Source organism: Streptomyces sp. bgisy130 (genome assembly GCF_057708345.1).
Genome location: NZ_JBYISA010000076.1, coordinates 1 through 13,020 on the forward strand (window position 1 = coordinate 1; position 13,020 = coordinate 13,020).

General features: G+C 72.0%; 12 protein-coding genes. 3 read left to right on the forward strand and 9 right to left on the reverse strand.

The features are described from left to right. Positions 1 to 122: 122 nt before the first annotated feature. Genes AC3EUV_RS37495 through AC3EUV_RS37505 form a run of 3 tightly spaced genes read right to left on the reverse strand, consistent with a single transcriptional unit; the run spans position 123 to position 2,934 of the window. Positions 123 to 1,256 carry a dipeptidase gene (locus AC3EUV_RS37495; protein WP_432145538.1) on the reverse strand — a complete coding sequence of 378 codons (1,134 nt, stop codon included), beginning with the start codon at positions 1,254 to 1,256 and terminating at the stop codon, positions 123 to 125. Then, on the reverse strand, positions 1,253 to 1,819 hold the full coding sequence (gene purE / locus AC3EUV_RS37500) for a 5-(carboxyamino)imidazole ribonucleotide mutase (protein ID WP_435604835.1): 567 nt from the start codon (positions 1,817 to 1,819) through the stop codon (positions 1,253 to 1,255). Before purE ends, AC3EUV_RS37495 begins: the two co-directional genes overlap by 4 nt. Beyond that, entirely contained in the window at positions 1,816 to 2,934 is a 1,119-nt protein-coding gene (locus AC3EUV_RS37505; protein WP_435604841.1) for a 5-(carboxyamino)imidazole ribonucleotide synthase, read from the reverse strand. The genes purE and AC3EUV_RS37505 overlap by 4 nt, the downstream gene beginning before the upstream one ends. A 186-nt stretch (positions 2,935 to 3,120) precedes the next feature. On the opposite strand from AC3EUV_RS37505, the gene AC3EUV_RS37510 reads away from it, so the two are divergent. Next, positions 3,121 to 3,543, forward strand: coding sequence for a protease inhibitor I42 family protein (locus tag AC3EUV_RS37510; RefSeq protein ID WP_435604836.1), 423 nt, complete (start codon positions 3,121 to 3,123; stop codon positions 3,541 to 3,543). Positions 3,544 to 3,681: 138 nt separating this feature from the next. After that, positions 3,682 to 4,191: a GtrA family protein gene (locus AC3EUV_RS37515; protein WP_432145541.1), complete on the forward strand. Its 510-nt coding sequence runs from the start codon at positions 3,682 to 3,684 to the stop codon at positions 4,189 to 4,191. Positions 4,192 to 4,229: 38 nt separating this feature from the next. Here the strand turns inward: AC3EUV_RS37515 and AC3EUV_RS37520 are convergent, their stop codons facing one another. Both AC3EUV_RS37520 and AC3EUV_RS37525 read right to left on the reverse strand, forming a co-directional pair. Continuing rightward, a complete protein-coding gene (locus AC3EUV_RS37520; RefSeq protein WP_435604837.1) occupies positions 4,230 to 5,480 on the reverse strand; it encodes an ATP-binding protein in 1,251 nt (416 codons plus the stop codon). Between the two features lie 15 nt (positions 5,481 to 5,495). Continuing rightward, the gene (locus AC3EUV_RS37525) at positions 5,496 to 6,176 is read right to left on the reverse strand and encodes a response regulator transcription factor (RefSeq protein ID WP_033266590.1); all 681 of its coding nucleotides are present in this window, start codon (positions 6,174 to 6,176) and stop codon (positions 5,496 to 5,498) included. A gap of 509 nt (positions 6,177 to 6,685) precedes the next feature. Between AC3EUV_RS37525 and AC3EUV_RS37530 the strand changes: the two genes are divergently transcribed. Continuing rightward, on the forward strand, positions 6,686 to 8,191 hold the full coding sequence (locus tag AC3EUV_RS37530) for a peptide MFS transporter (protein WP_432145543.1): 1,506 nt from the start codon (positions 6,686 to 6,688) through the stop codon (positions 8,189 to 8,191). Between the two features lie 82 nt (positions 8,192 to 8,273). Here AC3EUV_RS37530 and AC3EUV_RS37535 read toward each other — a convergent pair whose 3' ends face one another. From AC3EUV_RS37535 to AC3EUV_RS37550, 4 genes are all read right to left on the reverse strand, one after another. Beyond that, on the reverse strand, positions 8,274 to 9,713 hold the full coding sequence (locus AC3EUV_RS37535) for a hypothetical protein (RefSeq protein WP_435604838.1): 1,440 nt from the start codon (positions 9,711 to 9,713) through the stop codon (positions 8,274 to 8,276). Further along, positions 9,713 to 10,891, reverse strand: coding sequence for a hypothetical protein (locus AC3EUV_RS37540; protein WP_435604842.1), 1,179 nt, complete (start codon positions 10,889 to 10,891; stop codon positions 9,713 to 9,715). Before AC3EUV_RS37540 ends, AC3EUV_RS37535 begins: the two co-directional genes overlap by 1 nt. 53 nt (positions 10,892 to 10,944) lie before the next feature. Then, the gene (locus AC3EUV_RS37545; protein ID WP_435604839.1) at positions 10,945 to 11,937 is read right to left on the reverse strand and encodes a COG1470 family protein; all 993 of its coding nucleotides are present in this window, start codon (positions 11,935 to 11,937) and stop codon (positions 10,945 to 10,947) included. A 105-nt stretch (positions 11,938 to 12,042) separates the two neighbouring features. Then, a complete protein-coding gene (locus tag AC3EUV_RS37550) occupies positions 12,043 to 12,756 on the reverse strand; it encodes an LPXTG cell wall anchor domain-containing protein (protein WP_435604840.1) in 714 nt (237 codons plus the stop codon). Between the last annotated feature and the right edge of the window lie 264 nt (positions 12,757 to 13,020).

Below are 13,020 nucleotides of genomic sequence, written 5' to 3' on the forward strand. Positions count from 1 at the left end.
ACCCACAAACCACCCGGCCCGCCGCGTGGGGGTACCTCCCACGCCCTTCAGGCAGTGGGGGAGCAACGGCGAGAAACCACCACGGCGGGAAAGACAAAAACGTGGGGCGGCAAACCCAAGCGTCACCCGGAAACGTCCTCCGCCGCGCGCAAAACCCGCACCGCGTTCTGCCACGTCAGCTTCGCCAGATCCGCCTCCGACCACCGCCGATCCATCAGCTCGGCGATCAGGTTCGGGTAACCCGCAACGTCGTCCAGGCCGTCAGGCGTAAACGCGGTGCCGTCGAAGTCGCCGCCGATGCCGAGGTGGTCGACGCCGGCGATCTCCCGCATGTGGTCGAGGTGGTCGGCGACGGTCGCCACGGTGGCCTTCGGGCGCGGGTCGACCGCCTCGAAGGCTCGCTGGACGGCCATGCCCGCGCCGGTCGTGTCGAGGTGGTGCAGGCCGTGGGCGCGCATGTTCTCGTCGGCGCGCAGCGTCCACTCGACGGCCGCGGGCAGCACGAACTTCGGCACGAAGGTAGCCATCGCGACACCGCCGTTGGCGGGCAGCTGGGCGAGCACGTCGTCGGGGATGTTGCGCGGGTGGTCGCAGATGGCACGGGCGGAGGAGTGCGAGAAGATCACCGGCGCGGTGCTGACGCGCAGTGCGTCACGCATGGTGTCGGCCGAGACATGCGAGAGGTCGACCAGCATCCCGCAGCGGTTCATCTCCCGGACGACCTCTTCGCCGAAGGCCGTCAGGCCGTGGTGGCGCGGCTCATCGGTCGCGGAGTCCGCCCAGTCGATGGTGTCGTTGTGGGTGAGCGTCATGTAGCGCACGCCCAGCTCGTAGAGCGCGCGCAGGGTGCCCAGCGAGTTGTTGATGGAGTGGCCGCCCTCGGCGCCCATGAGGGACGCGATCCGTCCCTCCTCGCGGGCCGCCTCCATGTCATCGGCGGTGCGGGCCAGGCGCAGCACGTCGGGGTAGCGGGCGACCAGCTGCCGGACCACGTCGATCTGTTCGAGGGTGGCGGTGACGGCCTTGTCGCCCGCGTAGTCGGAGCGGACGTAGACCGACCAGAACTGCGCGCCGACGCCGCCGGCCCGCAGCCGCGGCAGATCGGTGTGCAGGTGCGCGGACTGGTCGGTGGCGATGTCGCGTTGGTCGAGGTCGTAGCGGACCTGCTCGCGCAGCGCCCAGGGCAGGTCGTTGTGACCGTCGACGACGGGCCAGCGGGCGAGCAGGTCCCGTGCCGCCCCCTGGGAGGAGCTCACTTGGCGCCGCCGAAGCCGAAGCCGTTGGGGGTGGCGACCTTGCTGCGCAGCCGCTTGCCCTTCTCGGTGGCCTGGTCGTTCAGCTCCTGCTGGAACTCCCGCATCCGGCCCATGAGTTCGGCGTCCTGGGTGGCGAGGATCCGGGCGGCCAGCAGTCCGGCGTTGCGGGCGCCGCCGACCGAGACGGTGGCGACCGGCACGCCGGCCGGCATCTGCACGATGGAGAGGAGGGAGTCCATGCCGTCCAGGTACTTGAGCGGGACGGGGACGCCGATGACCGGCAGCGGGGTGACCGAGGCGAGCATCCCGGGGAGGTGGGCGGCGCCGCCGGCGCCCGCGATGATCGCCTTCAGGCCGCGCTCCGCCGCCTGCTCGCCGTACGTGATCATCTCGCGCGGCATCCGGTGCGCCGAGACGACATCGACCTCGTAGGGGATCTCGAACTCGGCGAGGGCCTGGGCGGCGGCCTCCATGACGGGCCAGTCGGAGTCGGAGCCCATGACGATGCCGACCACGGGGGACGGGGCGGAGGGGCGGGTTTCGGGCGACACACTGGACGTCATTCGGTGATCGTTCCTCGCAGGTATCCGGCGGCATGAGCGGCGCGCTCGCGCACGTCGGCCAGGTCGTCGCCGTAGGTGTTGACGTGTCCGACCTTGCGGCCGGGCTTCACGTCCTTGCCGTACATGTGGATCTTCAACTGCGGGTCCCGCGCCATGCAATGGAGGTACGCGTAATACATGTCGGGGTAGTCGCCGCCGAGGACGTTGGCCATCACCGTCCAGCGGGCGCGCGGGCGCGGATCGCCGAGCGGGAGGTCGAGCACGGCCCGGACGTGGTTGGCGAACTGCGAGGTGATCGCGCCGTCCTGGGTCCAGTGGCCGGAATTGTGCGGGCGCATGGCGAGCTCGTTGACGAGGATCCGGCCGTCGGCGGTCTCGAAGAGCTCGACGGCCAGATGACCGACGACTCCCAGCTCCTGGGCGATGCGCAGCGCCAGCTCCTGGGCCTGGCCGGCGAGCTCGGAGTCGAGGCCGGGGGCGGGCGCGATCACGGTGTCGCAGACGCCGTCGACCTGGATGGACTCCACGACCGGGTAGGCGACGGCCTGGCCGTGCGGAGAGCGGACGATGTTGGCCGCCAGCTCGCGGGTGAAATCGACCTTTTCCTCCGCGAGGACGGGCACCCCGGCGCGGAACGGCTCCTCGGCGTCCTTGGAGGATCGTACGACCCAGACCCCCTTGCCGTCATAGCCGCCGCGGACGGTCTTGAGGATCACGGGAAACCCGTCGCCCTCCGCCGCGAAGCGCTCCACATCCGCCGGGTCGGCGACGATGCGGTGCCGTGGGCAGGGCACACCGATCGCGTCCAGCTTCGCCCGCATCACCCCCTTGTCCTGGGCGTGCACCAGCGCGTCGGGACCGGGGCGGACGGGGATGCCGTCGGCCTCCAGTGCCCGCAAGTGCTCGGTGGGAACGTGCTCATGATCGAATGTGATCACATCGCAGCCACGGGCGAAGGCCCGCAGCGTGTCCAGATCTCGGTAGTCGCCAACGACGACATCACCGACCACCTGAGCCGCGGAATCCTGCGGAGTGCCGCTGAGGAGCTTGAACTTGATGCCGAGGGGGATACCCGCCTCGTGGGTCATACGGGCGAGCTGACCGCCGCCGACCATGCCGACTACCGGGAACGTCACGCCCCCCAGGGTATCCGCCCGGCTCCGCTGCCCCGATACCGGCTTGGATGATCCTCTGAGTTCGCGCGTTCGAAGAGCGTCGATGCAAGATCGACACCGGCCCCGGCGCCCGGGCCGGGATGCGGGACCGGCGCCCGGAGCGGGCCCGGCACAAGGGGAGGCCGGATGGAGCACAGTGGCATATCGAGGGGCACCAGGACGCTGGTGATCGTCGTCGCGATCACCGCGCTGCTGGTCGCCCTGCACTCCCTTTTCAGCCAGTTGTCCGCGCCGGACGTCTATGACGCGGACGACACCGAGATCGCGGTCTCCCCCGGTGACCGCTTCAGCGTGCGGCTCACCGACGACCCCGCCGGCTATCGCTGGATCATCGCCGAGCCGCGCCCCGATCCGGCCGTCCTCAAGGCCACCGGCGGGCACCTGGCCACCGGCGGTCCGCCGCCCGCCGGGCCCGCCCGCTACCTCGCCTTCCAGGCCGTCCGCCCGGGCCGTACGGACTTACGGCTGCTGCGCTGCCGGCGCTGCGGCCCCGGCGCGGCCGACGAAGCGGGCGCCCGGAGCCTCAACTTCCGCGTCACGGTCGGCTGACCCGGACGGCCCTCGGGGGGGTTGTCCACAGCCCCGTCGTGTGGCAGGCACCCGCCGCGGGGCGTGGTTAGCATGAGGGAGCGGACCAGGGTTGACGGCCCGCGGAGACCGCATACGACGGGGAGCTGAACGATCACCATGAGTGAACGGAGCGCACTGCGGTCGCGGCTGGAGGCGCTCGCTCGTGAAGTGGTGAAGTTCGGCGCGGTCGGCGGCGCGGGGGTTGTCGTCAACTTCGCGGTGTTCAACCTCGTACGGCAGCTGACCGAGGTTCCCGTCGTCCGGGCCAGCATCATCGCGACGGTCGTGGCGACCGGCACCAACTACCTCGGCTACCGCTACTTCACCTACCGCGACCGCGACAAGCGGGGCCGTACCAAGGAGCTGACGCTCTTCCTGCTGTTCAGCGCGATCGGCCTGGTGATCGAGAACGGCCTGCTCTATGTCGCGACCTACGGCTTCCACTGGGACAGCCCGCTCCAGAACAACCTCTTCAAGTTCCTCGGCATCGGCCTGGCCACGCTCTTCCGCTTCTGGTCCTACCGCACCTGGGTCTTCCGTACGCTGCCCGCGCGCGAGGCCATAGAGACGGCCGAGTCCTTCCTCGCCGACGGCTCCCGGCGCCCGCGCAGCCCCTCCCGTAAGTAGCCCGGCGCACTCCGGCCCCGGCCGCGCACGCCCGCCGTTCACTCCTCGGCGGGCTGCTCCGCCTCCCGGGCCAGGAACAGCGCGAAGACCGGCGGCTGCTGCTGGAGCAGCTCCAGCCGGCCGCCGTCCGCCTCCGCCAGATCCCGTGCGACGGCCAGTCCCAGCCCGGTGGAATTGCGGCCGGACACGGTCCGCTCGAAGACCCGCGCGCCGAGGTCCGTCGGCACCCCCGGCCCGGCGTCGGTGACCTCGACGACCGCCTGGTTGCCGGTGACCCGGGTGCGCAGCGCGACCGTCCCGGCACCGTGCATCAGGGAGTTCTCGATCAGGGTGGCCAGCACCTGGGCGACCGCGCCGGGGGTGCCGACGGCCCGCAGTCCCTTCTTGCCGGAGCGCACGATGGCCCGTCCCGCGCTGCGGTAGGCCGGCCGCCACTCCTCGATCTGCTGCTTGACCACCTCGTCCAGGTCGAAGGCGACCGCGGAGCCGCTGCGCGGGTCCCGGGAGTTGGTCAGCAGCCGCTGGACGACATCCGTCAGCCGCTCCACCTGCGCCAGCGCGATGGTGGCCTCTTCCTTCACGGTGTCCGGATCGTCGGTGAGGGTGATCTCCTCCAGGCGCATGGACAGCGCGGTCAGCGGCGTCCGCAGCTGGTGGGAGGCGTCCGCGGCCAGCCGCCGCTCGGCGGTCAGCATCCGGGCGATCCGCTCCGCGCTGGCGTCCAGCACATCGGCGACCCGGTCCAGCTCCTGGACGCCGTAGCGGCGGTGGCGCGGGCGGGGGTCGCCGGAGCCCAGCCGTTCGGCGGTCTCCGCGAGGTCGGTGAGCGGCGCGGTCAGCCGGCGGCCCTGGCGGACGGCCAGGATCACCGCCGCGATGATCGCCAGCAGCGCCACGGCGAGGATAACCAGCAGCGTCCGGCCGATCTCCGCGCTGACCATGGAGCGGGACTCCTGGACCGTGACGGACTCACCGCGGTCGCCCCGCACCCTGGACTCGATGACATCGCCCGCGGGCCGCTCCCCGATCTCGATCGGCGCCTTGCCGGGCACCGAGATCCGCGCGTACCGCTTGGCGGTGATCTGTTCGGAGAGGATGTCCGGGGTGATCTTCTCGCCGCTGCCCAGCCGGCTCTCCACTATCCCGACGAGCCGGATCGCTTCGGAGGCCACGCTCTCCTGGGCTCCGGCCTCGATGGTGCGGGTCTCGACGATGACGAGCGAGACACCGAAGACGGCGATCACGACGAGCACCACGGCGAGCGTGGAGTTGATCAGACGGCGACGCACGGGCTGCTGGCTCTTTCAGCTTTTTTCGAAGCGGAAGCCGACACCGCGGACGGTGGCGATGTAGCGGGGGTTGGCGGCATCGTCCCCGAGCTTCTTGCGCAGCCAGGAGATATGCATGTCGAGCGTCTTGGTGGAGGACCACCACGTGGTGTCCCAGACCTCGCGCATCAGCTGGTCGCGGGTGACGACCCGGCCGGCGTCCCGCACCAGGACCCGCAGCAGATCGAACTCCTTCGCCGTGAGCTGGAGTTCCTCCTCGCCCATCCAGGCGCGGTGCGACTCGACATCGATCCGCACCCCGTGGGTGGCCGGCGGCTGCTGGGGCTCGGCGGTGGAGCCGCGGCGCAGCAGGGCCCGTACGCGGGCGAGGAGTTCGGCGAGCCGGAAGGGCTTGGTGACGTAGTCGTCGGCGCCGGCGTCCAGGCCCACCACGGTGTCCACCTCGTCGGCGCGGGCGGTCAGCACCAGGATGGGGAAGGAGTGGCCTTCGTTGCGCAGCCGGCGGGCGACCTCCAGGCCGTCCATGCCGGGCAGTCCCAGGTCCAGGACGACGAGGTCGATGTTCCCCTGGAGACCGGCGTCGAGCGCGGTCGGGCCGTCCTCGCGCACCTCGACTTCGTAACCCTCGCGGCGCAGTGCGCGGGCGAGCGGCTCCGAGATGGACGCGTCATCCTCGGCGAGCAGTACACGGGTCATGGCCCGATGGTAGTCCGATGTACCGGCGCCGAGGGGCGGACCAGCGCGGATGGCCGACGACGGACCGTTCCTGCACCGACAGCGCCCTGAGCTGCACAAGCCTCGGGCGCGCGCGGGAGCGCGGAAGCGAACGGCGGGCGCCGATGGTTCCCCGGGGCGGTGTGACCGTTGTCTCACGCAGGCCCCTGCTGACAGAACGAGTCGTATGGTGGATGAACGTCCGTCGCACCACTTCCGGGACCTTTGACTCTCAACTGACGTCATCGGTCCCTCGTTGTGTCCGGGACCGCCACCAACGGCCCCGTCGCACAGTGATCGACCTGCCGACCGGGTCCGGCGCGCTTGCCCCACGGGGGCGTGGAATCCGGGGTACGACCGCCCTGCCGGCGCCCTTCACCGGCGCCGAACCTCCCGGACGTGGAGGCGGGCGGGACTACCCGGTGCCGGTCACCCCCCACCCGGGCGCGTATCGGCCTGCGAACGCGTCCCGTAGCAGCAAGGAAGTATCCATGGCGTCCAGCCTGACGAAGGACGCTGCCCAGCAGGGGAACCCTGCGAACGGCGGCAAAACCTTCTTCGGCCACCCCCGCGGACTGGCCACTCTCTTCATGACCGAGATGTGGGAGCGCTTCAGCTTCTACGGCATGAAGGCACTCCTCCCGCTGTATCTGATCGCGCCCGGCGGCATGCATATGCCGGCGACCACAGCCACCGCGATCTACTCCGTGTACATGGCGATGGTCTATCTGCTCGCCATGCCGGGCGGTTGGATGGCCGACCGCTTCTGGGGACCGCGCAAGACGGTCGCCATCGGCGCCGGTGTGGTCATCGCGGGCCACATCACGCTGGCCCTGCCGACCTCGGCGAGCTTCTTCGCCGGTCTCGTGCTGGTCGCGCTGGGCTCCGGCCTGCTGAAGGCGAACATCTCCACCATGGTCGGCCACCTCTATGACGGCCCGGAGGACCCGCGCCGTGACGGTGGCTTCACGCTCTTCTACATCGGCATCAACCTCGGTGCCTTCCTCGCCCCGCTGAGCATCGGCACCGTCGGCGAGAACGTCAACTGGCACTTCGGGTTCACGCTTGCCGCCGTCGGCATGGCGCTCGGCCTCGCCCAGTTCCTCCTCGGCACCCGCCATCTCAGCGCGGAGAGCAGCGTTGTCGCCCAGCCCGCGACGCCCCAGGAGCGGGCGTCCGTGCTGCGCAAGGGCCTGATCTGGCTGATCGTCGCGGCCGTGTTCTACACCGCGCTCGCGGTGACCGGGAACTTCGCCAACTGGGCGCTGATGCCGATCACCATCGCCGGTCTGGTCATCCCGATCGCGGTCCTGGCCCGTATGAAGCGCGACAAGGAGCTCACGGACCTCGAACAGTCCAAGCTCTCGGGCTACATCTGGTTCTTCGTGGTCGCCGCCGTCTTCTGGATGATCTACGACCAGAACGGCTCGACCCTGTCGATCTTCGGTGAGAACTCCACCACGAACGACCTGCTGGGCTTCCACTTCCCGACGTCCTGGTACCAGTCGCTGAACCCGATCTTCATCATGGCGCTCGCCCCGGTGGTCGCCTCGGCGTGGCTGTGGCTGAACAAGCGCGGCAAGGAGCCGAGCACCGCCGTCAAGTTCGCCTCCAGCCTCGCGCTGATCGGTATCTCGTTCGGCGTCTTCCTCATCCCGCTGATCGACACCGCCGCCAACGGCGGCAAGGTCAGCCCGATGTGGCTGGTGGCGATCTACTTCATCCAGACCATCGGTGAGCTGTGCCTCTCCCCGGTCGGTCTGTCGGTCACCACGAAGATGGCGCCCGCCAAGTACGGCTCCCAGATGATGGGTGTCTGGTTCCTCGCGGTCACCGCGGGCGACTCGGTGGCGGGTCTGCTGACCTCGCCGCAGCTGAACGTCGACCTGAACACCTCGTTCTCGGTCGCCGTGGAGGCCTGCCTCGCGGTCGTCGCCGGCATCGGAATCTGGACGTCCCGCAAGCGGGTCAAGCAGATGATGGGCAGCGTCAACTGACGCCTGCCGGCCCCGTACAGCGGAAGGGGGCGTCGCACCGCCGGTGCGACGCCCCCTTCGTGCGTGCCGTGGACGGACCGCGTCAGCGGACCTGTGCCCGGCGCCGCGGCAGGAACGTGAACACCGCGCCGCCCAGCAGGATGACGGTGCCGGCGACGAGGCCGAGCGCGGTGAGCGCGCCGCGGTCGCTCGCACCGGTCTCGGCGAGGCCGCCGCTGCTGCCGCCCGAGACGCTGGCCGGTCCGGCGCTGCCGCCGGAGGCCGCCGCGCCGCCGGCCGCACCGCCCGCGGAACCGCCGGACGTACCGCCCGGCTGCGCCGAGGTGTCCAGGGCGAGCGAGACGCCCGGGTCCTTCTCCGGGGTGCAGGTGGTCGTCGTCCCGAGGGCGTTGACGGTGAGCACGCCCGGGGTGAGCGTGGCCTTGCCGGTGGCCCCCGGCTTGTAGGTGCCCTTCAGGTCAGGGATCTCGATCGGCTGGCCCGACTTGATCGGCCCGGCGTTCGTCGGCCCCTCGACCTTCACCGTCCCCTTGTCCGCGCCGCCGACCTTGACGGCCATCGACGGCTTGACCGAGCCCTTGGGGATGTCCGCCGGGCTGTCCATGACGGACTTGCTGAACTTGACCGTCAGGTCGTAACCGCCGCCCTTCTTCACGGCGTTGATCCGGACCGGTGAGGTCGCCTTCTTGTCCCCGATCGGCGTCTTGCAGGCGTAGGGGACCTCGACCTCCTTGCCCTGGTATGCGGTGCCGTCGGGGTCGCCGCCGGAACCGCCAGAGCTGCCGGAGCCTCCGGAGGCCGAACCGCCGGACGCGCCGGATGAGGTGCCGCCGTCGGTGCCGCCCCCGGAGGACGTACCGGCCGAACCGCCGCCAGTGGTGGTGCCGCCCGTGGTGCCGCCCGTCGTCCCGGTCGTGCCGCCGCCGGTGGTCCCGGACGTGCCGCCGCCGGTCGTGCCGCCGGAACCGCCCCCGCCGTCGGTCACCTTGATGGTGACCGCGGGCTGCACCGTCTCCTTCGGCGAGCACTTGGTGTCCGTCGAGATCGGCTGGTTGACGTTGATGTTGTAGAAGCCGGGCGCCAGGGTGACCTCACCCGGCTTCGTCAGCTTGAGCTTGCCCTTCATGTCGGACAGCTTCATCGCGCCGCCCTTGGGGATCGGCGGGTTCTCCCGCGGCCCCTGCATCGCCAGGTCGCCGGTCTGGGCCCCGGCCACCTTGATCGTGCCGGTCGGCTGGACGGTGTTCTCTCCCAGATCGAGGATGTCGGGGTTCTTGGAGGCCCCCTCGACGGTCTTCCAGACCACCTCGATCTCCTCGCCGACCTTCGCCGTCGCCGGCGCGCTGACCGCCACCTTCGTGGTGCCCTGGATCGGCGGCAGCCCGGATATCGGCGGCGGCAGACACTCCGTCTTGTACGACACCTCCGCTGCCTGGGCGGTGCCGGCCGCGGTCATGATGCCCGCACCCGCGAGCACCAGCGCGGCCGTCGCGGCCACCGCGGCTCTCCTCCGTTGCCTCATCACGCAGAACCTTTCGACGTCGGTCGTTCGGTTGATGTGGTGGTGGACGGTGCGGTGTCCGGGGTGAACCACGGCAGCGCGGCGGAGTCGTCCGGCGTACCGGTGCCGTCTCCGGCGCGCTGCCGCGCGGTTCGGTTCCTGATGCGTTTTCCGCTGCCGGCCGCGCCGGGCGGCCGGCCGGCGGCGTGGGTGCGTCCGCCCGGCCGCGGCCGACCCGCGAAGCGCCCGCGGTCCCGGCCCGGCAGGTGTGGGCGGACCCGGTCCACGACGGCCATCCCGATGCGGAACACCGCCGTCGGGACCACCACGCAGAGCAGCACCCAGAACAGCGTCACGCCCCAGGGCCTGCCGACCCCCCAGGGCTGCTCGACCAGGACCTTGCCGCCGTATTTGAGGGAGACCAGATAGTCCCCGTGCGCGCCGGCCGGCAGCTCGACCGGCAGCCGGACCTCGGCCTTCTTCCCGGCGGGCACGGTCCCCCGCCACTGCTGCTCCGCCCACTGGGGCGCGAAGACGCCGTGGGAGGTGCCGATCTGGAAGACCGGGTCCCTGGCCGGTGCGGAGCCGAGATTGCCGACGGTGACCCGCAACTCGCGTTGCGCCGGGGCGCCGAACCAGGTCAGCAGGTTGCTGCTGCCCGTCAGCCGGGGCTGGGCGACGACCGCCAGCCGGCCGCCGGTGCGCTCCTCGGGCAGCGGCGCCACCGGGTGGCCCGCCACGGTGAACGGCGCCTGCGCGTCGGCCGCCGCACCGGTCACGGTCGCCACATGCACCACACAGGGGCAGGGCTTGGGCGGCTCGGCGACCGGCAGCTTCCGGCGGAACGCGCCGTGCGCATCAGTCGTGACGGCCCGCCCGTCGCCGTTGGCACAGGCGTTGGTGCCGCCGATCATGTTCTGTCCGCAGATCAGCAGCGTGAGCAGCGCCTTGGGCCGCCAGCCGCGGCCGGTGACGGTGACGGTGCCGCCCTTGCCCGCCTCCTTGGCGGAGAGCCGGACGGTGGGTTTGCCGTCGGCGGCGGTGGCGTACGGGGCGTGGGCGGCGACGTACGGAGCGGCCTGCGCGGCCGCGGCGGGCGGCAGGGCGGGGGCGAGGACCAGACACAGCACCAGCGCGGCCGCGGCCCGCCGTCTCCCCCGCCGTACGGCACATGCCACCGCGCGCGCCGCCCGGAGCACCCCCGCACCGGCCGCGCCGCTGCCCGTCGACCTGCCCGTCCCCGTCTCGCCGTTCACACGCGCGCTCCTGATCCGGTACTCGCCAACTCCGCTGCCGGGTCCGCCACTTCTCCTTCGGACGGCCGCGCCGCGCCGGCCGCACCGCGCACGGGTCCGCCGCCCCGTCCGCCGCCCGTCCCCTTGGTACGGCGCCGACGGCGGACGACCACCAGGCCGCCCGCGCCCGCCAGGAGGACCGCCGGCCCGGCGACGACGCCCCAGGGGAGCGCGGTGTACGCGGCGGTGGCGGACCCGTGCGCCCCGCCGCCCGCGGTCGCCGTGAGCCGCACCTGCACCGCGTCCAGACCGGGCGGACCGTCCCAGGTCTCCGTGAGATCGGCGCTCTGCCCGGGGGCCAGCCGGTCCGGCAGGGTGCGGGCGGCCCGCCGCAGCACCGGGCCGAAGAGCCCGTCGGCGCGCACCGCGACCCGCGGGGTCAGCACCGTGTTGCCGCGGTTGACCAGCGTGTACCGGATGACCGCCGCCCCGCCCCGGCCGCGCACCGACACGTTCTCCACGGTCAGCGCGGCCAGCACCGGCCCGGTCACCCGCAGATGCACCGGTACGGCGTCCCGCCCGGCCGCGCCGCGCCCCGTGCCGTCCGTGGTCGCGACCAGCTCGGCGGAGCGGTCACCGGGGACCGCGTCCGGCGGCACGGTCACCGTGAACGGGACGGTCGCCCGGGTGCGCGGCGGGACCGTCACCTCCTTGGCGGCGAACGCGAGCCATCCGCCGGAGCCGCGCAGCGCTACCGTGACGGCCCGGCCGCCGGGGTTGCGCAGGGACAGCCGGTCGTTCATGACGGTGCCCGGAGCGCCCGCCAGGTAGAAGTACGGGCGGTCCTGAGCGCTCGGTGCGGCGCCGTCGGCGGGCGCGGGCGCGGCGGACCAGCCCGGCGGCGCCCCCGGTGCGGCGGCCGGCCGGGCCGCGGCCGCGGCGGGACACAGCAGCACGGCGGCGGTCGCGAGGATCGCACCGCTGACCGCTGTGCGGGTACGGAACGGCATCGGCGGCTCCTGGTGCGAGGGGGTGCCTCCCCGGGCCGGCCGGGGCAGCGGGGCGTACGGGGAACGGCGGTGCACCGCGCGGGTCCTGGCCGCCCGCGCGGCGGGTCACACCCGCTGGTGACGCCGGGTCAGCCAGAGCGCGCCGGCCGCACCGGCCAGCAGCACCGTGCCGCCGAGGGTGCCCAGTGCGACGGCGGAGTCCGCGGGTCCGGTCTGCGGCAGCTGCCCGCCGGCGGAGCCGCCGCCCGTGGCGGAACCCCCGGTGCTCCCCGAGCCGCCGCCGGACCCCTTCACGTCCAGGGTCAGCGCGGGCTCGGGGTGGTTGCTGGGCGTACAGGTCGTGGTGGTGCCCAGCGCCTTGATGGTGAGGGTGGACGCCGTGAAGGTGACCTTGCCGCTGCCCTTGGGCGTATAGGTGCCGCTCAAGTCACTGATCTTGATGGGGGTGTTGGCCGGAATGGCCTGGTCGTTCGGCGGCCCGGCGACCGGCACCGTACCGCTCTCCGCGCCGCCCAGCTGGATCAGCGCGGTCGGCTTCATGGCGCCCTTGCCCAGCTCGACCGGGCTGGAGGAGACGCCCTTCTGGAAGGACATGACGAGCTTGTACGCGCCACCGCTCGCGGTGCTCTTGATATCGATCGGCGAGACCGCGCCCTTGTTGCCGATCGGCGTTTTGCACTGGTAGTTGACGTCGACGACCTGGGCGTGGGCGGCCGGTGCGGTGAGCATCACCGCGGACCCCGCCGCCATCGCCACGGCCACGGCGAGACCGGCCGCCCGGCTCGGGCGCCTGCCGTGCTGTTCGTAGAAGCGGGCCACCTCGGTTCCCCTTCTCCCGTGAGCGCACCGCCGGATGTTACTGACGGCACATCAGATTGGCCGCTCAAGGTACGCCGGGGACCTTGCCGAGGGAAGGCAATGCGCAGCCCCGATCGCCCCGGGCCCGGGGCGGGGGGAAAATCCGGCCTGGAGCGCGGCGGCCCGGAGGCGCCGGACGGAAGGTTCCGCACACAACAAAGCGCGGGCCCACAGGCCCGCGCTCAACTCTCCCCCGGCGAAGCCCCCTTTCGGACGGCGCGGTGA

Bases quoted from the DNA above. Each gene is read 5' to 3' on its own strand.
- AC3EUV_RS37505 (WP_435604841.1), bottom strand. From the start codon at position 2,934: ATGGTCGGCGGCGGTCAGCTCGCCCGTATGACCCACGAGGCGGGTATC.
- AC3EUV_RS37535 (WP_435604838.1), bottom strand. From the start codon at position 9,713: ATGAGGCAACGGAGGAGAGCCGCGGTGGCCGCGACGGCCGCGCTGGTG.
- AC3EUV_RS37530 (WP_432145543.1), top strand. From the start codon at position 6,686: ATGGCGTCCAGCCTGACGAAGGACGCTGCCCAGCAGGGGAACCCTGCG.
- purE (WP_435604835.1), bottom strand. From the start codon at position 1,819: ATGACGTCCAGTGTGTCGCCCGAAACCCGCCCCTCCGCCCCGTCCCCC.
- AC3EUV_RS37515 (WP_432145541.1), top strand. From the start codon at position 3,682: ATGAGTGAACGGAGCGCACTGCGGTCGCGGCTGGAGGCGCTCGCTCGT.
- AC3EUV_RS37510 (WP_435604836.1), top strand. From the start codon at position 3,121: ATGGAGCACAGTGGCATATCGAGGGGCACCAGGACGCTGGTGATCGTC.
- AC3EUV_RS37545 (WP_435604839.1), bottom strand. From the start codon at position 11,937: ATGCCGTTCCGTACCCGCACAGCGGTCAGCGGTGCGATCCTCGCGACC.
- AC3EUV_RS37525 (WP_033266590.1), bottom strand. From the start codon at position 6,176: ATGACCCGTGTACTGCTCGCCGAGGATGACGCGTCCATCTCGGAGCCG.